At 71.1% G+C, this 19289-nt stretch carries 13 protein-coding genes; 5 read left to right on the top strand and 8 right to left on the bottom strand.

Translation table 11 applies throughout. The features are described 5' to 3' along the window. The 3 genes from AB0J36_RS31595 to AB0J36_RS31605 all read right to left on the bottom strand — a co-directional run. A partial coding sequence (locus tag AB0J36_RS31595) for a non-reducing end alpha-L-arabinofuranosidase family hydrolase (protein WP_363661498.1) occupies window positions 1–1096 on the bottom strand: 1096 nt, incomplete at its 3' end. Window positions 1097–1584: 488 nt separating this feature from the next. Then, window positions 1585–2901: a cellulose binding domain-containing protein gene (locus AB0J36_RS31600; RefSeq protein ID WP_357120568.1), complete on the bottom strand. Its 1317-nt coding sequence runs from the start codon at window positions 2899–2901 to the stop codon at window positions 1585–1587. Between the two features lie 532 nt (window positions 2902–3433). Then, a complete protein-coding gene (locus tag AB0J36_RS31605; RefSeq protein ID WP_357171479.1) occupies window positions 3434–6403 on the bottom strand; it encodes a BTAD domain-containing putative transcriptional regulator in 2970 nt (989 codons plus the stop codon). Window positions 6404–6757: 354 nt separating this feature from the next. On the opposite strand from AB0J36_RS31605, the gene AB0J36_RS31610 reads away from it, so the two are divergent. Beyond that, window positions 6758–8821: a glycogen debranching N-terminal domain-containing protein gene (locus AB0J36_RS31610; protein WP_363661499.1), complete on the top strand. Its 2064-nt coding sequence runs from the start codon at window positions 6758–6760 to the stop codon at window positions 8819–8821. 22 nt (window positions 8822–8843) lie between these two features. Here the strand turns inward: AB0J36_RS31610 and AB0J36_RS31615 are convergent, their stop codons facing one another. The 3 genes from AB0J36_RS31615 to AB0J36_RS31625 form a co-directional block, all read right to left on the bottom strand. Then, window positions 8844–9359, bottom strand: coding sequence for a sigma-70 family RNA polymerase sigma factor (locus AB0J36_RS31615; protein ID WP_357120577.1), 516 nt, complete (start codon window positions 9357–9359; stop codon window positions 8844–8846). Between the two features lie 169 nt (window positions 9360–9528). After that, window positions 9529–9975 (bottom strand): DUF4333 domain-containing protein, encoded by a 447-nt coding sequence (locus AB0J36_RS31620; protein ID WP_357171477.1) that lies wholly within the window; start codon window positions 9973–9975, stop codon window positions 9529–9531. Window positions 9976–9991: 16 nt separating this feature from the next. Continuing rightward, complete coding sequence (locus AB0J36_RS31625; protein WP_357171476.1) at window positions 9992–10672, bottom strand: hypothetical protein; 681 nt, start codon at window positions 10670–10672, stop codon at window positions 9992–9994. A 233-nt stretch (window positions 10673–10905) separates the two neighbouring features. On the opposite strand from AB0J36_RS31625, the gene AB0J36_RS31630 reads away from it, so the two are divergent. Then, the gene (locus AB0J36_RS31630; RefSeq protein WP_007457407.1) at window positions 10906–11202 is read left to right on the top strand and encodes a WXG100 family type VII secretion target; all 297 of its coding nucleotides are present in this window, start codon (window positions 10906–10908) and stop codon (window positions 11200–11202) included. Between the two features lie 87 nt (window positions 11203–11289). Beyond that, complete coding sequence (locus AB0J36_RS31635; protein WP_363661500.1) at window positions 11290–15660, top strand: FtsK/SpoIIIE domain-containing protein; 4371 nt, start codon at window positions 11290–11292, stop codon at window positions 15658–15660. Window positions 15661–15714: 54 nt separating this feature from the next. Here AB0J36_RS31635 and AB0J36_RS31640 read toward each other — a convergent pair whose 3' ends face one another. Together AB0J36_RS31640 and AB0J36_RS31645 are read right to left on the bottom strand one after the other, a co-directional pair. After that, window positions 15715–16383 carry a hypothetical protein gene (locus AB0J36_RS31640; RefSeq protein ID WP_363661501.1) on the bottom strand — a complete coding sequence of 223 codons (669 nt, stop codon included), beginning with the start codon at window positions 16381–16383 and terminating at the stop codon, window positions 15715–15717. Then, window positions 16380–16685: a hypothetical protein gene (locus tag AB0J36_RS31645; protein ID WP_357120592.1), complete on the bottom strand. Its 306-nt coding sequence runs from the start codon at window positions 16683–16685 to the stop codon at window positions 16380–16382. The genes AB0J36_RS31640 and AB0J36_RS31645 overlap by 4 nt, the downstream gene beginning before the upstream one ends. 200 nt (window positions 16686–16885) lie before the next feature. Here AB0J36_RS31645 and AB0J36_RS31650 point away from each other — a divergent pair, with 200 nt between their 5' ends. Then, entirely contained in the window at window positions 16886–18709 is a 1824-nt protein-coding gene (locus AB0J36_RS31650; protein ID WP_357120595.1) for a putative T7SS-secreted protein, read from the top strand. Beyond that, a complete protein-coding gene (locus AB0J36_RS31655) occupies window positions 18709–19272 on the top strand; it encodes a type VII secretion system-associated protein (RefSeq protein ID WP_357120598.1) in 564 nt (187 codons plus the stop codon). The genes AB0J36_RS31650 and AB0J36_RS31655 overlap by 1 nt, the downstream gene beginning before the upstream one ends. The last annotated feature ends 17 nt before the right edge of the window (window positions 19273–19289 follow it).

Here is a 19289-nt window from a genome sequence, read left to right on the forward strand (position 1 = left end):
TGCCGTTGTCGCCGGCGAAGAAGAGGTACATGTTCTGGTCGTCGGCGATCAGGGTCTGGTCGATCGGGCCGGTGCCGGAGCCGGTGATGCTGCCGCTGAACAGGGTCTGGGCAGCGGACCAGCCGTTGGCGTTGGTGGGGTCGGTGGAGGTGCGGTAGGAGAACGCGGCACCGCCCCACTGGTAGGCCAGGACCCAGATGTTCTTGGGCGCGAAGTAGAACAGGGTCGGCGCGACGGTGCCGCTGTTCATGGTGTTCTGGCTGGCCGAGCCCATCTCCGACCAGTTGGTGAACAGACCGAAGTTCATCGACCCCCACGACGAACCGAAGTCGTGGGTGGTGGCGTAGACGAGTTGCCGGCCGTTGTAGGGGGCGACGGTGAAGTCCTTGAGTGACACCCAGCCCGACTTCGGCTGCGCCAACGCCCCGGTCGACGACCACCGGTACGACGACGGCAGGTCACAGGTGCCACCCGGGGGCGGCGTGGTGGGCGGCGGCGTGGTGGGGTTGCCCCCGCCGTCGACGCGGACGAACTGCCACTGCTGGTTGGTGCCGTTCCAGTCGTCGTACTGCACGATGTTGCCACCGTCGGCCGTCGAGGCGCCCTGCACCTCCATGACCTTGTTGCTGTTGCGGTTGATCAACCGCACGTACCCACTGTCCGAGTCGGCCAGCCGGAACTGCTGGTTGGTCCCGTTGTTGTCCGACCACTGCACGATCGCCCCGCCGTTGGCCGTCGACCGGCCGGAAACATCCAGCACCTTGCCGGACAACCGCGACTTGACCCGGTAGTAACCACTACCCGAGTCCACGAACTGCCACTGCTGCTGGTTGCCGTTGTTACGCGTCCACTGCGTGATCCGCGCACCGTCGTTCGTGGCCAGGTTGTAGACGTCCAACGCCTTGCCACTGTTGCGGTTCACCAGGACGTACCACGCGCTCGTGTCGACGGTCGCCGCAGCCGCGGGCGACGACACCGCCATCGCGGCGGCGCCAGCGACCACCACCGCCGCCACGCTGGCGGCTGCCGCTCGTACCAACCGCCCTCGCCGCCGCGAGGGCGGCGCTATCGCCGGGGTCGTATCAATGGCGGACATGTTCCTCCTCAATCACAGGGAGCCGAACGGCTCCCCGAAGCTAGGCGCACCACGACACGCGACCGGGCGCACACGGCGGGAATGTTCGCGTTAACACGATCCCTGCGTGCTGCGGACAGTGTCGGATTGACGGTCGACGAAGTCGGCCGGCGGTACATCGCACCCGACGTCGTCCTTGACCATCGACTGTGAGCGATAACATGCTGTTCGTCAAGACGTAACATCCGCGTAAAGCAGGGCCGACCCGTCGGGTCCGACCATTGACGCCGGTCGCACGCCTGCTGCCCGGCCACCCACCGCCCGACAACCCGGGCCGACGTACTCGGCAACCCAGAATGACTGACGCTAACATCGACATTCGCGCATAAAGCGCCGCGTCTTCCCCGCTGCCGCAGCCGTGCTCGCGAGGATTCATCGACGGACTGCCGGCCGCGCCCGCCCCGGTGCCCAGGCCCGGAGTCGGTGACTCCCGGCCCGGGCATCCGTGCTCAGGGGCTGGTGCAGGTGACGTTGCCGGGCGGGGTGGCGCCGTCTCCGGTGGCGGTGAATCCGAAGGTCGTCGAGGCGTTCGGCGCGAGCGTGCCGTTGTAGTCGGCGTTGCGCACGGTGACGTTGCCGGTGGTCCCGGTGTTGACACCGCTCCAGAGGCTGCTGATGGCCTGGCCATTGGCCAGGGTCAGGCGCACCGTCCAGCCGTTGATCGTGCCGGACGTCCCGTTGGTGACGGTGAACTCGCCCTGGAACCCGCCCGGCCAGCTGTTGATCGCCCGATAGGTGGCGGCGCAGGTGCCCGGCTCACCGGTCGGCGGCGGGGTGGTCGGCGGCGGCGTCGTCGGCGGCGGGGTGGTCGGCGGCGGCGTCGTGGGCGGGGGCGTGGTCGGCGGCGGCGTGGTGGGCGGAGTCGTCGACTGGAACTGGCTGAAGAACCGCCAGATCTCACCCGAGGTCCAGGTCCGCGAGTCGTTGGGGCTGCCCGACCCGTCGACCGGGCTCGGGGTGTGGTCGCCGTCGAACGCGGCCCACTGCACCGGGTACCCCGAGCGGCAGCCGGAGTAGGTGGTGGTGATGTGGGTCAGGCTGCCCTGGCTGGGCTCGCGTGGGCTCTGTGCCGTGCAGCCGTTGTTCCGCACGAACGTGTCGCGCAAAGCCCGACCCTGCGAGATGTTGAGCACGCTGTCGTGGATGCCGTGGATGCCGAAGTACGGAACCGGCTGGGTGCCGCCGCTACAGCCGCTGAGGTTCGCGCCGGAGAGCACCGCGACCGCGCGGATGACGTTGGGTCGGGCACAGGCCACCGCGTAACTCATGGCCCCGCCGTAGCTCCAGCCCAGGGCGAAACGCTGCGTCGTGTCGACGCAGAGGTCGTTCTCGACCTGCCTGGAGATGTCGTCGAAGAGGGTCAGGTCCCGCCCGTTGGTGTTGGCCCACCCGGCGTTGATGCCCTGCGGCGCGACGAAGATCGTGCTGTTGTTCGACAGCGGCGCGAGGCCGTAGTAGCCGGCCGAGGCGACGTTGTTGGCCGATCCGTTCAGCCAGTGGAAACCGAAGACCAGGCGGTACTGGCGGTTCCGGTCGTAACCGCTCGGGATCTGGAGGATGTAGGTGCGGCTCTGGCCGCTGCTGGTGATCGTGCGTGTCCCGTTGGTGAGGGTGGGCGCCTTACCGCAGCCCGCGGTCGCCGCCAGGGTGCCGTTCGTGGCAGCCGCCGCCTCGCCGCGGAACCCGGCGGTCAACGCGCCGCCGGTAGCCACGACGAGAACCGCCGCGGCCGCGACGAACGTCAGTAGTTGTCTCCGTCTGACCATTGCTCGACTCCTTGCCGTTGATCGTGCGTACGACATGCACCTCGAGCCGGTTCGTGCCGGGTGGGGTGCTCGCCCGCGCGGGCGGGACGAGGGCCGACCGACGAGGTGCCGTGACAGGACGTCCTTCCGTTGCGGGCCGACGTGCTCGTGCGGCCGGTGCGGCGTACACGGGTGGTGTACGGGCCGTACCGTCGCTGCCGGGTTGTCCGCGACGGGGCATGGAATGCGGGGAATGCGGCCGGACCGGGGGGGCGTCCGACGACCGCGCGGTCGCCTGGCAGTGGCGGAGCGGCCCGGACTGGTCACCGATCGGTGCGGCGGCGGGAGGGCGGGCCCTCGGCATGCCTGCGCCGACTGACTGCAGTGACTGGGAGCGTGCCCTTCACTCCCCGCGCCGGAACATAGCATGTTATCGATAACACGCTCAACCGACCGAGTGCCGCGCAATCGACCGACATGGTCGGTCCGACCCATTAAAGCCCTGGTCAGGCGGTCGACCGCAGAGCGGCACGCCCATCCCCGGGAACACGCGTCACCGCTGCGTGTCCTCGGATCGCGAGGCGAAGGGGGTGACCTCGAGGAGCCTGTCCCCCAGGTCGCAGACCGTGTCCCGCATGCGACGGGTCCCGCCGTTCTGCATGGCGTGCATGGCGTCGCAGGCCCCCCGCCAGGCCTGACAGGCGCCGGGCACATCGTCGAGATCCAGCAGGGTCCCGCAGAGCTGGGCGGACGCCTCGAAGACGTCGATCCGACTGTGCGCCTCGACGGCCGCTCGGAGGCCCTGCTCGAGCTGGTCCCGAGCGTGGCTCTGGTGCCCCAGCAACGCCAGGCACTCGGCGATCAGAATGCGGATCGCCGGTTCGTCCGTCCCTGGTCCGACCTTCTCGCTCTGGGCCAGCGCCTCGTCGAGGCACCCCATGGCCTCGCCGGGAGCACCGAGTCGGACCAATGTCCGGCCCCGGGCCACGCACGCCCAGATCTCGCCCTGCTCGAAGCCGGCGGCCCGGTAGAGGGACAGTGCTCGCTCGTTCTCCGCGAGTGCCCGCTCGTGCCGGCCGAGCTGACTGTGGATCCGGTGCAGGGCACTGTGGACGCCGCCCAACTCCGCGATCATGCCGCGCTCGGTGAAGATCTCTCGGGCGCGGGTGAGCAGGTCGAGTGCCTCGTCGTAGCTGGCGAAGTGGAAGCAGGAATCGGCCAGACTCCACATAGCGTGGGCCGCACCCAGGTCATCCCCGCTGCCGTTGGCAGCCCGCAGAGCCACCCGCATCACGTCCTGCCAGTCGTGGAACCGCCCGGTGAGCCGCAACCACGGCCAGATGGTGAGAGCCAGCCGCCAGGGTGGGACACCGAAGTCGCCCTCCGCCGCACGGCGAACCGCCTCGAACAGGACCTCCCGGTGATCGTCGAACCACCGCATCGCGGCCTCGTACGAACCGGGTCGCTCGGCGATGACGCCGGCCGGGGCCGGAGTGGGGGCAGCCGCCGGGCTCGTCGGTACCAGCCGCAGCGCGGCCTGGTGGCTGCTGTGCAGGTAGTGGTGCAGAAGTCGGTCGATCGCCGCCTCCCGGTCGCGGACCGACTCCGCCGCCAGGATCAGCTCCTGCGCGTACGCCCGGACGAGGACGTGCGAGGTGAACCGGCCCCGGTCGTCCTCGTCGAGCAGGGCCGCCTCGGCGAGTTCGCGCACCATGGCCCGCGTCTGCTCCAGCGGGGTCTGGGACATGCTGGCGAAGGCCTCGGCCGAAACGCCGGCCGCCATGGCCGCGGAGGACAGCCGGAAGAGCCGTGCCGCGTCCGGGCTGAGCTGACGGTACGACCAGGCGAAGGCGGCACGCGGATCGCATCCGCCGTGGTTGCCGGAGAAGGCGGTGAGTCGCCGCGCGCCGTCCCGGAGTTCCGCGGCGACGTCCTCCAGAGCGAGTCGCGGACGCGCGCTCAACCGGCCGGCCAGGATCGCCAACGCGAGGGGCAGGCGCCCACACATCTCGATGATCTCGTCGAGGGTGTCGGACACCTCAGCGCTGCCCGCCGGGGAGCGGTTCGGCGCGTCCTTCAGCCGGCGCTGGACCAGCCTTCGGGCGGTCGGCATGTCCGGAGGATCGAGATGCAGCAGGTGGGCTCCGTCGCGGACGGCGAGATCGACGAGCGGACTGCGGCTGGTCACCAGAACCAGACACTCCGGGGAGTTGGGCAGCAAGGGGCGCACCTGGGCGGCGTCGAGCGCGTTGTCGAGGAACACGAGCAACTTCCGGCCGGCGGTGAGGCTCCGGTAGATGCCGACCCGTGCGGCGAGCGTCTCCGGGACGCTGGACATGTGGAAACCCTGCGACGACAGCAGGGATCCGAGCGCATCGCTGGCCGAGAGGCTGTCGGTCTCGGGCTGCTCCGCGCGCAGGTCGAGGTAGAGCTGGCCGTCGGTGAACTCCCCGGCGACCAGGTGGGCGAAGTGCGCGGCCAGCGTGGACTTGCCCACGCCGCCCATTCCGTCGAGTGCGACAACCAGCGGACCCGTCCCGCGCGCGTCGGCCGTGTACTCGCACATTCCGGCGAGAGTCGCGAGTTCGGCGGTACGTCCGACGAAGGCGGGGAGATCGGGTGGGAGCTGCGCCGGACGCACCAGCGGCACCGGCCACGAGCGGTCGCGCCGCCGCGTCTCTGGGCCGGTCTGGCCGTTCGGCACCGAGGTCGCCGTCCCCGCCAGGACGCGCCGGTGCGCGGCCTGGAGCGCCTCGCCCGGATCGATGCCCAGCTCCTCGACGAGACGGGTGCGGACGGTCCGGAAGAGCCCCAGCGCCTCGGCCTGGTGGCCGCTCGCCCCGAGCGTGGCGATGAGACTCGCCTGCACCGGCTCGTGGAACGGCGCCATCGAGGCGGCCAGCCGGAGGGGCCGGAGCAACCGCGTCGGCCGGTCCAGTGACATGGCGAGTTCGGCCGCCGGCACGCACCCGTCGAGGAATTCCTGATCGAGCGCCGCGAAGATCGACATCGAGGTGGTGCCGTGGGCGTACGTGTCACCGGCGGGCCCGCGCCACAGCCCCAGGGCCTGGGCGTACCGATCCAGCGCCGCGTGACGGTCGCCGGCCGTGAGCTTGGCGCGGGCGGCCCCGACGAGCTCACGGAAGCGGAACAGGTCCAGCGAGCCGGGCGCGGGCGCGAAGAGGTAGCCACTACCGTGCCGCCGCAGGTACGTGCCGGAAGCGCGCAGCGGGAGCGAGGGTTCCATCAGCCGCCGCAGCGCGCCGACGTACTTGTGGATGACGTTCGTGGCGCTGGCCGGAGCGTCCTCACCCCAGACCAGTTCGATGAGGTCGGTCGCGCTGACCGGTCGCCCCGCGCGGGCGAGGAGCAGGGCCAGCAGGCGGCCCTGCTGTCGGGGGCCGACGTCCACCTCGACACCGTCACGCCACAGTCGCAGGGGACCCAGGATCTCGAAACGCAGGCTGCCGTCGGTCGGCCGGGGTCCGTCTTCTCCGTGGCGGGCATCGGTCGAAATCGACAATTCAATCTCCTGTTTCGCCGTACCCGCCGCCACCACCGAGCTTGCCAGTCTACGGGTGCGCGGCCGAGGACGACCCGTCACCGAGACGCGATCCGGACGAAACGGTGGAGCACGGCACCCGACAATAGAAATGTCACTGCGCGGAATACACGAGGCAGGGCCTCTCCGACGCCGTTCGTCGCTTTTTCGCCGACTCCGTGGATTCCAGGCGATACGGCCGCGAGACTGCCCTTTCGGCTCCTAGACTGCGAGCGTGTACGGCGGGGCCGCCCCTGCCAACGGGGAGGTGCGGGTGCCATGAATTCTCGGCCGACGAAACAGCAGGAACGCCCTCACGGCGGAGCCAACCGTGACATGCCTCCGGAACTCGGCTCCGATTCCGTTGGCATATTCGAGGGCCGAACCTTCATGTTGTCCAATGCTGTCGGCGACGTGCCCGCCGATTCCATTGCGGGACTGGTGCACGACGACACCCGTTACCTCAGCCGTTGGGAGATGACGCTCGACGGACACGCCCCGCTGGTGCTCAGCGCCAGCACCGTCGACGCCTACTCCGCGGCCTTCTTCCTCGCCAACCCGGAGCTACCGAACCTGCGGGCGAACGGCATCGGGCTGCGCCGGGAGCGGTTCGTCGGGGACGGCATGTACGAGCGGATCGAGTTGCAGTACTTCGGCGTCGAACCGGTCTCCGTACGCCTGCGGCTGGATGTCGGCGTGGACTTCGCCGACCTCTTCGAAATCAAGCGAGCGGGGCGGAGCCGGCTCGCCGATATCCGACGGAACCACCGGCGGGACGGCTCCGCCCTGCTCTTCTCCTACCGGAACTCGGGCTGGTCGGCCGGCACCACCGTCGAGGCCAGTCCCCCGGCCGACCGGGTCGAGGGCGACTCGCTGGCCTGGGAAGTGCGCCTGGAGCGCGGCGACACCTGGGGGTGCGAGGTGCGCGTGCTGCTGAACTGTCAGGGTACGGACTTCCAGCCGACCAGCCGTGTCTTCGGCGAGGCACACGCCACCGACCCCGACGACGTGGCATCGCGGTGGACGACCAACAAACCGGATCTCAGCGCGGATTCGGAGCTGTTGCGCAACGTCTACCACAAGACGGCCGTCGACCTGGTGTCGATGCGCATCGTCAAGGAGATCAACGGCCAGAAGGTCGTGCTGCTGGCCGCCGGCATGCCCTGGTTCCTGACTCTGTTCGGCCGGGACACGCTGATCACGGCGTACCAGAGCATCACCTGCGGTCCGGACGTCGCGCGCGGGGCGCTGGTCGCTCTCGCCGCGCACCAGGGCACCGTCGTCGACGACTTCAGCGACCAGGACCCCGGCAAGATCCTGCACGAGTTCCGCTCCGGTGAGCTGACGCAGCTCGGCATCGAGCCCTACGGCCCCTGCTTCGGCGCTGCCGACACCACCCAGCTCTGGCTGATCCTGCTCTCCGAGTACTGGCGGTGGACCGGCGACGACGCGTTGGTGCGGCAGTTGCGGCCCAACGCCGACGCGGCGCTGCGGTGGATCGACGAGTTCGGGGACCGCGACGGTGACGGGTACGTCGAGTACGGCACGCGCTCTCCGAACGGCATGCGCAACCAGTGTTGGCGCGACTCGCCGGACGGCGTGCAGTTCGCCGACAGCAGGCTCCCCGACCTGCCGGTCGCCACCTGCGAGATCCAGGGCTACACCTACGACGCGAAGGTACGCGCCGCGGAACTCGCCGACGGGCCGTGGGCCGACGCCCCGTTGGCGCGACGGCTGCGGACCGAGGCCGCCGATCTGCGGGAGCGGTTCAACCGTGACTACTGGCTGCCACAGCGCGGTGGCTACTACGCGATCGGCCTGGACGCGGAGAAACGCCCCATCGACTCGATGACCTCGAACATGGGCCACCTGCTGTGGAGTGGGATCGTTCCGCCCGAGCGGGCGGCCCTGGTGGCGCGGCAGCTGATGTCCGACGAGATGTTCTCCGGCTGGGGCGTACGGACGCTGTCGACCACGGACGTGGGGTACAACCCGATCGGCTACCACCTCGGGACCGTGTGGCCGCACGACAATTCGATCATCGCCGCCGGGCTCGCCCGGTACGGCCACCGGCACGAGGCCAACCGCATCGCGATGGCGTTGCTCGAAGCGGCGGCCCACTTCGACTACCGCCTGCCCGAGGCGTTCTCCGGGTACGACCGGTCACTGGGCCGACGACCCGTGCCCTACCCCACCGCCTGCAACCCCCAGGCGTGGGCCAGCGGGGCGCCCCTGCTCTTCCTGCGGACGATGCTCGGGCTCGACGTCCGCGACGGCGTCCTCGCCACCGATCCGCACATCCCCGAGACGTTGGGGGGCATCCGGCTGACCGGGGTCACCGTGCACGGCGCGAAACGGATCGTTGACGCCTCCGGTTCGCGGTTGCGCTCCCCCGCCTGAGCTGGCGGGCGAACCGGCCCGGTCAGGCCGCCGGGCGGCTCGTCCGCAGGGTGTGGAGCGCGTCCTGATGCCGGGAACGGACGGTCCGGACCGGGACGCCCAGCGCACGGGCCGTCTGGTGGGTGGTCCGTCCCGCCAGGTAGGTGTGCAGCAGCACCGCGCGGTGCTCGACGGACAGCCGGCGCAGCATCGAGACCGCCTCGGCCGCGGCGACGGCGGCGTCCGCGTGGTCCGGTTGGGCAGCGTCGACCTCCGGCTCGATCCTCTCCCGCCCGACGGCGACCTCCCGCAGCGACGCGACGGCCAGGTCACGCGCCACCGTCATCAACCAGTCGCCGATCGGGACCTCGATGGGGCGGAGGCGGGCGCCCTTCTGCCAGGCGTGGATGAACGTCTCCTGCACGATGTCCTCGGCGAGGTGGTGGTCCACCACGAGCCTCTCGACGAAGGTGAGCAGCGGCCCGAAGTTCTCGGCCATCAACTCGTCAAGCGCGGGAGTCCGGGCGGACGCCGCACAGGTGTGGGGAGCCGTTGTCATCGCTGGTGCCTGGTCCTTAACGAGCTGGTCTACGAGCGGGCCCGCCACCGGCACGTCCGGCAACCGGCGATCGGCCCGGCCCCGACGCTACGGTCGGCCAGTTACCAGCCTCGTGACGAACTCTTACCGACCCGGCCGGCCCGGCAGCGAACCCGCCCGCCCTGGCCGGCTACTTCGGGCGCGCGACCTCCAACTGGCCCGTGGACCGGACCGTCACCCAGGTCGTGACGGTAGCCCCGTCCACCTCGGCGGTGCAGGTGAACCGGTGGCCCTCGATGACCGGCTGGTCGACCGGGCAGGCGACGGTGTCCGCGTTCAGCCCGTAGTCGGCCCGGAGCACGGTCAGCACCTGGCGTTGCAGGGCGGCCGTGTCGAGGACCTTCTGTCGCGGGAGGTCGGGCCGGGTCACGGCCACGACCGTCCCCGCGACGACCAGGAGGACGACCGGAACCGCGACGGCCACCACGAGTTTCGGAGCGGGCCGCCAGCGTCTCGCCGTCGGCACGGTCGCCGCCGGCCCCCACTGCGGCCCAGGAGCCGGCTTCCAGCGGGGTGCCCGCAGGGCTGCCCCCGCGCCGGTGACCGCCGGGCTGTCGGACGCGCCGTCCGGGCTCATCGTCGACTCCACGATCTCAGCGGGCGGTGGGGGTGGGCACGGTGACGACCTCCGGTAGCGGCTTCGTCTTCGCGCCGGTCGGGGCGACCGCGAACCAGGTGCCGCCGACTCCCTGGCCCCGGATCTCGCCGGGCGCGGTGTCCTTGGCGAACAGGTAGACCGGCCAGCCGCCGACGGTCACCTGGCAGGTGCCGTCGGCGCGCTCGACGTACCCGACGAGTTGGGGGTCGACGCCGTCGGGATAGATCCGGCCGGGTGACGAGATGAGCAACGGGGGCCAGGTCCTGGCGCAGTCACCCGCGCAGGTCGCCTTCGGTGGCTTCGCCGAGTCCTTGTCGAACCGGTAGAGCGTCCTGCCCTGGCCGTCCGCGACGTACGTGCCGATGTCAGGCTGCTCCATGGCCCGCAACGCCACCACGTTGCTGCCCTGACCGCGGTCCGGGCTACCGGAGACGGGAACGTCGGACCGCCCGCTGAAGATCTGGACGCGGCGCTGCGTCTTCGCCACGGTCGGCGGCGGCACCGGGCTGACCTCGATGACCTGCGGGCCCGGGTCCGCGGTCGCGGTGACCGACGCGGCCACGGACGCCCCCTGGGTCGGCGCGCTCGCGGTGCCGCCCGCCCCCGTGGCCTCCCCGCACGCGGTCAGCGCCGCCAGGCCGATCACCGCGATCGCGATCCGCGCTCTCTGCACCATGTTCGCTCCACCTCGTATTCGGTGTGGACCGGGCTCGTGCACAGGTCCGGCACCCACACGGACGCCGTACCGAATCGGTTCATCGCCGTACCGCGACGGACAGCCCGGACGGATTCGAACTTGCCCTGAACCGGATGGCGCGAGCATCCGTGTGGGTGGCGGCATCGGCGCAAGACGGTCCACGAGGGGACCGCTCGCCGATCCGCAGAACCACAGGAATACGGGAGGGCGACATGGCCACGTACCACATCGTCAGCGAGGACATCCAGGAGTCCGCGAGCTGGCTGCAGCAGAACATGCAGACTCTGCTGGACGGGATGACCCAGGCCAAGAGCAAGATCGACACGCTGATCCAGGGTGGCTACAACACCCCGGGCGCGCAGCAGCAGTTCGGTCCGTACTTCGAGGAGTACAAGGGCAGCGTCGACCAGACCCTGCACGGCATGGAGGGCATCAGCCAGTACCTCACGCAGGTCAGCGACGCCTTCTCGGAGACCGACACGCAGACCGCCGCCAGCCTCAGCCGCTGACGCGACAAACGGTCGGGGCCGCGTGGTGAGCGATCACCACGCGGCCCCAACCGTGTTCCCGACGGATCGCCCGACCAGGAGATACCCGTGCGCCTGCTGCTCACCGTCACGGATCAGTCCACCCCCGCAACCGACTACCAGGTCGAGGCCGCCCTCGACTCCACCGTCGCGGAGCTCGCCGAGGTGCTGGCGGGGCGCCGTCCGGAACCCGGCACCCGAGCACCGACGATCTTCGTCGCCGGCGCTCCCCTCGACCCCGGGCTGACGCTCGCCGACGCCCCGCTGTGGCAGGGCAGCGTCGTCGAGCTGGATCGTCCGACGTCCGTGTCACCGCCACCGGCGGCCGGTCCGCTGGAGATCCGGGTGGTCAGCGGTCTCGGCGCCGGCAACCTGTACCCGCTCGCCATCGGCGAGCACGCCGTCGGCGCCGCCGACGACAACCACGTCCGCGTACACGACGACCCGCTCGCTCCCGTGCTCGCCCGGCTGCGGGTGACCGAGGACGGGGAGTGCTGGCTCCGTCCGATGGAGCCCGGCCTGTTGCTCGACCGGGTGGAGGTCGACGAGCAGGAGCGGATCTGGAAGCCCGGAGCGCAACTCGCCGCGGGCTCCTCCCTGCTGGAGCTTCGCCGCCCCCTGCGGGACGAGGCGGCGCTCCAGATCTCGGAGGACCGTACGGGCCTCGACTACAACCGTCCGCCCCGCCTACTGCCCGCGGCGCGGACCACCCAGTTCACGCTTCCCGGGCCGCCGGCGCCTCCGGAGCGACGGCCGCTCACGCTGATCACCGTGCTGGCGCCGGTCGTGCTCTCCGGTGCCGCGTTCGTCGTCACCCGCAACCCGCTCACGTTGCTCTTCGCCATCCTGTCGCCGCTGGTGCTGATCGCCGGCCAGATCGGCGCGCGGCGTCAGGGCCGGGCCACCTACCGCTCCCGGCTCACCGAGTACGAGAAGAAGCGGGCCCGCATCAGCGGCGAGGCCGAGGAGGCGCTGGCCGCCGAACGGTCGGTCCGCCGGGACGACTTTCCCGATCCCGCGTCGATGGGGCTGATCGCCACCGGCCCGCAGCGTCGGCTGTGGGAGCGACGCCGCACCGATCCTGACTTCCTGGAGCTGCGGGTCGGCAGCGCGGACCTGCCGTCGGACGTGGTGCTCCGCGACCTGAGCCAGGACGAGAACCGGCGTGAGGTCCGGTGGAGCGCCCTCGACGTACCGGCGACCGTGCCGGTACGCAAGCACGGTGTCGTGGGGGTGGCCGGCGACGCCGTCGCGCGTACGACGGCCCGGTGGATGATGGCCCAGGCCAGTGCCCTGCACAGCCCGGAGGACCTGCAGATCTACCTGCTCTGCGGCACCGCCGACGAGAGCGGCTGGGCCTGGGCGGGGTGGCTGCCGCACCTGCGGCCCCGCGACGGTCAGGACACCCTCGCCACGGTCGGCACCGACACCCAGACGTTGGCCCGCCGGGTCGGCGAGCTGGTGGCCATCATCTCGTCCCGCTCCGGCGAGCGGGGCAGCGGAGCGTTCCGGGACATCCTCGTGGTGCTCGACGGCGCCCGCAAACTCCGGTCCCTGCCCGGCGTCACCCAGATCCTGCGCGAAGGACCGGCGGTCGGGGTGTACGCCATCTGCCTCGACGCCGAGGAGCGGCTGCTGCCCGAGGAGTGCCAGGCGGTCGTCGCCCAGCAGGAGGACGGGTCGCTGCTGGTGACGCAGACCCTCGCCGCCCCGATCGGCGACGTCCACCCGGACGTCGTGTCGCCGGAGTGGCTGTACCGGACGGCGCGGGCGCTGGCGCCGCTGCGGGACATCGGTGGCGCCGACGAGGAGAGCGCCCTGCCCGGGTCGAGTCGGCTGCTCGACGTACTCGGAATGGAGCCGCCGGAGCCGGATGCGGTGACGGCCCGGTGGACCTCGGGTGGTCGGACCACCGAGGCGGTGCTCGGGGTGTCGCTCGACGGGCCGTTCGCGCTCGACCTGAAACGGGACGGACCGCACGGCCTGGTGGCCGGCACCACCGGCTCCGGCAAGTCGGAGCTGCTGCAGACCCTCGTCGCCTCGCTCGCCGTGGCCAACCGTCCGGACGCGATGACGTTCGTGCTCGTCGACTACAAGGGCGGCAGCGCGTTCAAGGACTGCGTCCTCCTGCCGCACACCGTCGGCATGGTGACCGACCTGGACACCCACCTGGTGGGCCGGGCGCTGACGTCGCTCTCGGCGGAGCTGCGCCGACGCGAACACATCCTCGCCGAGGCCGGGGCGAAGGACATCGACGACTACGTGGAGCTGCTGCGCCGCGAGCCGTCCCGCGTCCCGATGCCGCGCCTGCTCATCGTGATCGACGAGTTCGCGTCGATGGTGCGTGACCTGCCCGACTTCGTGACCGGTCTGGTCAACATCGCCCAGCGCGGCCGATCGCTCGGCATCCACCTGGTGCTGGCGACCCAGCGACCGGGCGGCGTGGTCTCCCCCGAGATCCGGGCCAACACCAACCTGCGCATCGCCCTGCGGGTCACCGACAGCAGCGAGAGCCAGGACGTGCTGAACGCCCCGGACGCGGCCGCCATCTCGAAGTCGACGCCCGGTCGCGCCTTCGTCCGTCTCGCCCAGTCGTCGCTGGTGCCGTTCCAGGCCGGCCGGGTCGGCGGGTTCCGCCCCGGCGCGCGCAGCACCGACCGCCCGGCCCCCTGGTTGGCGCCACTGTCCTTTCCCGACCTCGGTCGCCCCGCGCCACGTCGCCGCTCCGGCGAGGCGGCGCCGTCGGCCGAGCTGACCGACCTCGCGGTGCTCGTGACGGCGATCCGGGACGCGAGCGAACGGCTCGGCATCCCGGCCCAGCACAGCCCCTGGTTGGCGGCGCTGCCCACCTCGCTGACCGTCGACGCGTTGCCCCCGGCCCGCGCCAGCGACTACCACCTCCCGGCGGTCGCCTACGGGCTGGTGGACCTTCCGGCCCAGCAGGACCAGGTGCCGCTGGCACTGGACCTCTCCACGCTCGGGCACCTGCACGTCATCGGCTCCTCGCGCAGCGGCCGATCGCAGACGCTCCGGACGATCGCCGGGGCGGTCGCCCGCGTCCAGTCCACGGCGGACGTCCACCTCTACGGCGTCGACTGCGGCAACGGGGCGTTGCTGGCCCTCAACGGCCTGCCGCACTGCGGGGCGGTGGTGCAGCGCACCGAGGCGGAGCGGCTCGGCCGGTTGTTCGCCCGTCTCGTCGCCGAACTGGGCCGGCGGCAGCAGCTGCTCGCCACCCGGGGCTCGGCGAGCATGGTGGAGTACCGGACGGGTGCCGCCCCGGGTGAGCGACCGCCACACATCCTGGTGCTCCTGGACCGGTTCGAGGTCTTCGACAAGACCTTCGCCGACTACGACAACGGCACGATCATGGCCGCTCTGCTGACCCTGCTGCGCGAGGGTGCCGGGGCGGGCATCCACGTGGTGCTCGCGGGTGACCGGGCGATGTTCTCCAGCCGGATCTCGTCCACCACCGACGACAAGCTGGTGTTGCGGTTGACCGAACGCGGCGACTACAGCATGGTCGGCATCAACCATCGGCAACTGCCGGACGAGATCGAGGCGGGTCGCGCGATCCGGGCGTCCGACGGCGCCGAGGCGCAGATCGCCCTGCTCGGCGAGGACACCTCGGGTCAGGGGCAGGCGCGCGTACTCGCCGACATCGCCGAGACGGCCCGGCGGCGGGACGCGGACGTCGCGTCCGGCGACCGTCCGTTCCGGATCGACGTGCTGCCCGACGAACTGACCCTCGCGGACACCGAGACGCTCCACCGACCCGACGGGCCGCTGTGGACGATGGTGGGTGTGGGCGGCGACGAGCTCACCGCGATCGGGCCGGACCTGACGGTCGTCCCGACCCTGGTCCTGGCGGGTCCACCTCGTTCGGGACGGAGCACCGCGCTGCTGACGATGGTCGCCACCCTGCTGCGCAGGGGGACCGAGGTGGTCGTGGCGGCGCCCCGCAGATCGCCGCTGCGCGAGCTGGCCGACCTCCCGGGCGTGCTCGACCTCGTCGCGAGCGAGAACCTCACCTCCGCCATCTTGACGGCCGCGCTGGAGCGCAAAAGCGGACCGGCCGTGGTCGTGCTCGACGACGCCGAGCTGCTGCTCAAGTGCGACGCGGGCAGCGACCTCGGGGAGATCGCCCGAACCGGCGCGGAACGGGGGCTCGGGTTGGTCATGGCGGGCACCATCGACGGCCTGTCCGGCGGCTTCGGCGGCTGGCACGTCGACGCCCGGCGCAACCGGCAGGGCGCGCTGCTCAGCCCACAGGGCCTCGGTGACGGCGAACTGATCGGCGCCAAGCTGAGCCGGGGCCAGCTCGGCGGGGGACGCCTGGGTCGGGCGTTGCTGCACCTGGGCGACGGCACCGTCCGCCTGGTGCAGGTGCCCCGCACCGATCCGGTGGCACTGCGGTCACTGGTGACGCCAGCGGAGTAGAACCCGAACGAGAGGGGGACACCGCGCTGCGGTGTCCCCCTCGTCGATCACCGCTCAGGCGTCGGTCGTCCCCGTAGACTCCGGCCGCGCGGCCAGCACCGGCCGGTCGTCGTCCCAGGTGAACGCCAGGGACTCGGTGATCGCGCCGAAGAGCTCGAAGATGTCCTCCGCCTCCGCGAGGTTCGGGCTCGACCCGGTGACCACCACGACGTCCGCCGATCCCGGCATCGGTACGACGGTGTGCATCACCGCGCACCGCATCGTGACGCCGTCCTGGACGACGTTCTGGATGCCGTACACCCGACCGACGGTGCCGATGCGGGGAATCGTCGCGGTGGTCACCCGCCGCCAGGTCCCGTCGGCCCGGTTGGGGTGCGCCACCGCCGTCAACGCGCCGAGGATGTCGCCGTTGGCCGGTGGCGTGACCACCGCGACCACCACGGTGGCGGTGAGCGGGCCGTCCTCGTACATCTCGAAGACGCCGGCCGCGTGCACCGCGCCACCGCGCCGGGCCTGGCGTACCGACCGGCGTACCTGCTCGGCGAAGCGGCCCGCCTGGTCGGCGGTGAACCCGCCGGTCAGGGCGTGGCCCCGCGCCTCCTCGCCGAGCCGGTTCTCGCTCGCCTCGTCGGCCACCGCGAAGTCGACCCACGCCTGCGGGGTGCGCAGCTCGAAGCCGGTCGGGGTGGGCGTCGCGGCATGGGCCTGGGTCGGGGCGCTCACTGTGCCGCCTGCTGGTCCGGCGCGGTCAACGCGTTGACCGTCTGGGTGTCGGTCTCCCGGAACGCGTCGGCGACGGCCTTCGCGGCGTCGCGTACGCCCCCCAGGTCCTTGCCCACGACGTGCCGACCGTCGCCCCACCGCTTCTCGAAGTGCCGGGCGGCGTCCTCCAGGCCGCGCTGCCCGAGCGTGTCGACCACCGCGCCCATCGACCGGACCGACGCGCTGTCCATCAACTCCTTGGTACGCCGCAGCAGCTCGTGTACGCGTTCCAACTCCGCGCCCGGAACGAGGATCTCGCTCATCGCGCGCACTCCCCCGCCGGCCTGCTCATCGCATCGCTCATCTCCGCACCCTCCCGACCCGTCTCGGCAACTGGGGCGTACACGGATCGGCGGCCGGCCCGGTTCACCAGGTGAACCGATCCACCCCGCGCTACGTGTGCGACTCGGCTCCCGGCGGATGGCTCGGGCGCCGGCCTGACGATGCGATGGGGAGGTTCGTCATGACGCGTCCGGGCGACGCCGAGTGGTCCGTGTTGCAGCTCGACTCAGATCCCGTGCCGGGTGATCCGGAGTCCTTCGAGGAGATCACCAGGGCGTACCAGGAGCTGGCCAGAACCACCCAGGAGGCGCACGACCTGCTCGCGTCCGGCAGCCAGATCGACGTCGGTCAGGGCAAGGCCATGGACGCCTTCCGCGACCTGATCGGCAAACTGCCGGGACGCCTGGACGGGATGGCGAACTCCTACGCCAGCGCCGCCGACGCGTACCTGCGGTACCTGCCCTCGCTGGAAGAGGCGCAGACCATGTCCCTGCGCGCCCTCGACCAGGCCCGACAGGCGGCCGGGGACCAGAGCGCCGCCCAGGCGGCGGCCGTCAGCGCGGCGGCCGCGCTCCTCGTCATGAACGCCGACACCACGACCACTCCGGACGCCAAGGAACAGGCCACCGACGACGCGACCGCCGCCAAGAACCGCGCCGCCGACGCCCAACAGGCACTCGATGGCGCGAAGTCGCTCCTCGGCCAGGCCACCGCCCTACGCGACCAGGCCGCCCGCACCGCCGCCGACACCCTGCGTCAACTCGCCAAGGACGCACCACAACGATCCCTCTGGGACAAGATCGTCGAAGCGTTCAACGCGTTCATCGACTTCCTGCAGAGCACCGTCATCGAGTGGATCACCACCATCCTGGACGTGCTCTCCGTGGTCGCCTCGTTCATCTTCCCACCCCTCGGTTCGGCGATCGGCTTCCTCTCCGGCGCCATCGACCTCGCCGCCGCAGCCCTCGGCGGCGACCCCGCCGAGATCGCCCTCGCCGCCGGCGGACTCGCCCTCGGCCTCGTACCCGGCGGACGCATCGTCAGCCGGGTCCTCAAGTTCGCCAACAAGTTCGCCGGCAAGATTCGCCCCGGCAGCGTCGCGGACGGCATCAGGAACAGCACCAAGGAGGTCACCGGCGGCAGCCGCAGCGTGCCGGGCGCCGGCGCGGCGCCGGGGCGCGGAATCGACGCGAACGTCACCGAGGTCGGCCTCGGCAAGGTCATCAAGGGCGTGTTCAACAAGATCGACATGAAGCTGTTCGACCTGCGGTTCAACCGGGACCTCAAGGCCGCCAAGAAGAAGCAGGCCAACGACCCGACCCTGATCATCGGCCAGAACAGCAAGGGCCACCTCAAGACGTTCCACGCCTCGGACGTCGAGTCGACCCCGCTGGTGGACAACAACGGCAAGCTGGTCGGCGTGCTCTTCCCGAGCAGGGCCACCGACAACGACAACTTCACCAGCTGGGCCCGGACCGACGCCAACCTCGCATTCGGCCGGAACATCGGCGGGACGGCCGCCGACCCGGGGACGAAGGCGGTCCGCAAACTGCCCGGTACCGACACCGGCTTCGCGGGCAACGAGTTCCTTCCCCCGCCCTGGGCCGGCCTGAGAAACGATCCCACCCTGGTCATCGCGCACGGCAACCCGAACGGTGCCGCCGTACGCCTGGCGAACGGCAAGCTGCTGCACGTCCCGGGTGGAGAGTTCGCGAAGGTTCTGCACCACAACGAACTCTTCGATCCCAATTCGAAGAGGTCCATCGCCCTGATCTCCTGCAACTTCGCCAACGCTTCCGGCTCTGCGGGGCAGGACTTCGCCGACGCCATGGCTGCTCTCGGCAACCGGCGAAAGATCTTCGCGGCGAACGAGGTGGTCGTCACCACCGAGGGCGTGGACGTGGACGGTCTGGTGACCAGCCCGGGCCGGCCCATCGCGACGTTGGCGGTGCAGAACGGCGGCGAATTTGCAGAGCTCAAGCCGAAGGGCAAGGGGGCAAAGTGATGAACGAGAACGACAACGGTGACCGGCAGCGAAACTGGATGCTGCTGACGGACGCGCGCTGGAGCGCGCCCGACGAGGGTGCGGCGGACGCGACCGACGTGCCCCCGGTGGAGGCGATCGTCGGTGGCTGGCTGGTGGAGCCCGACGGCACCGTGGGCCGCTTCACCGCGAATCCGCTGTACCGGCCGGAGGACCCGGGGGCGCCCACCAGCCCGGTGGACGCCGCCGCGCAGTTGGTCGCTTCCGGCCGCGCGGGGGTCGACGTGGTGCTCCTGGCGCTGCGGGACAGCCTCGTGGACGTCGCGCTGGACAGCGAGGGTGAGGTCATCGTGGCACCGGCGCCCGACGACGTGCCGTGTGTGCTCGTCGCGACCGGGGTGGTGGACCAGGCCCGGGTCGACGCCGCCGAGTGGCGGCAGGTCGACCTGGGTGATCTGCTGACGCTGCTCCCGGACGGCGTCGACGTCCTGCTGAATCCGGGCGGGCCTCGCTCCATGCGCCTGTTCGCGGATGCGCTGCGGGACGTCGCCGTCGAGGGCGAGCCGTCACCGACCGCCCCGTGACGCACCACCCCGCTGGG

It is taken from the genome of Micromonospora sp. NPDC049662, assembly GCF_040675055.1.
Classification (GTDB): Bacteria; Actinomycetota; Actinomycetes; order Mycobacteriales; family Micromonosporaceae; genus Micromonospora.

What these genes read in the sequence shown, in the direction of transcription:
- AB0J36_RS31600 (WP_357120568.1), bottom strand. Translation starts at nt 2,901, where the DNA reads ATGGTCAGACGGAGACAACTACTGACGTTCGTCGCGGCCGCGGCGGTT.
- AB0J36_RS31610 (WP_363661499.1), top strand. Translation starts at nt 6,758, where the DNA reads ATGCCTCCGGAACTCGGCTCCGATTCCGTTGGCATATTCGAGGGCCGA.
- AB0J36_RS31615 (WP_357120577.1), bottom strand. Translation starts at nt 9,359, where the DNA reads ATGACAACGGCTCCCCACACCTGTGCGGCGTCCGCCCGGACTCCCGCG.
- AB0J36_RS31620 (WP_357171477.1), bottom strand. Translation starts at nt 9,975, where the DNA reads ATGAGCCCGGACGGCGCGTCCGACAGCCCGGCGGTCACCGGCGCGGGG.
- AB0J36_RS31625 (WP_357171476.1), bottom strand. Translation starts at nt 10,672, where the DNA reads ATGGTGCAGAGAGCGCGGATCGCGATCGCGGTGATCGGCCTGGCGGCG.
- AB0J36_RS31630 (WP_007457407.1), top strand. Translation starts at nt 10,906, where the DNA reads ATGGCCACGTACCACATCGTCAGCGAGGACATCCAGGAGTCCGCGAGC.
- AB0J36_RS31645 (WP_357120592.1), bottom strand. Translation starts at nt 16,685, where the DNA reads ATGAGCGAGATCCTCGTTCCGGGCGCGGAGTTGGAACGCGTACACGAG.
- AB0J36_RS31650 (WP_357120595.1), top strand. Translation starts at nt 16,886, where the DNA reads ATGACGCGTCCGGGCGACGCCGAGTGGTCCGTGTTGCAGCTCGACTCA.
- AB0J36_RS31655 (WP_357120598.1), top strand. Translation starts at nt 18,709, where the DNA reads ATGAACGAGAACGACAACGGTGACCGGCAGCGAAACTGGATGCTGCTG.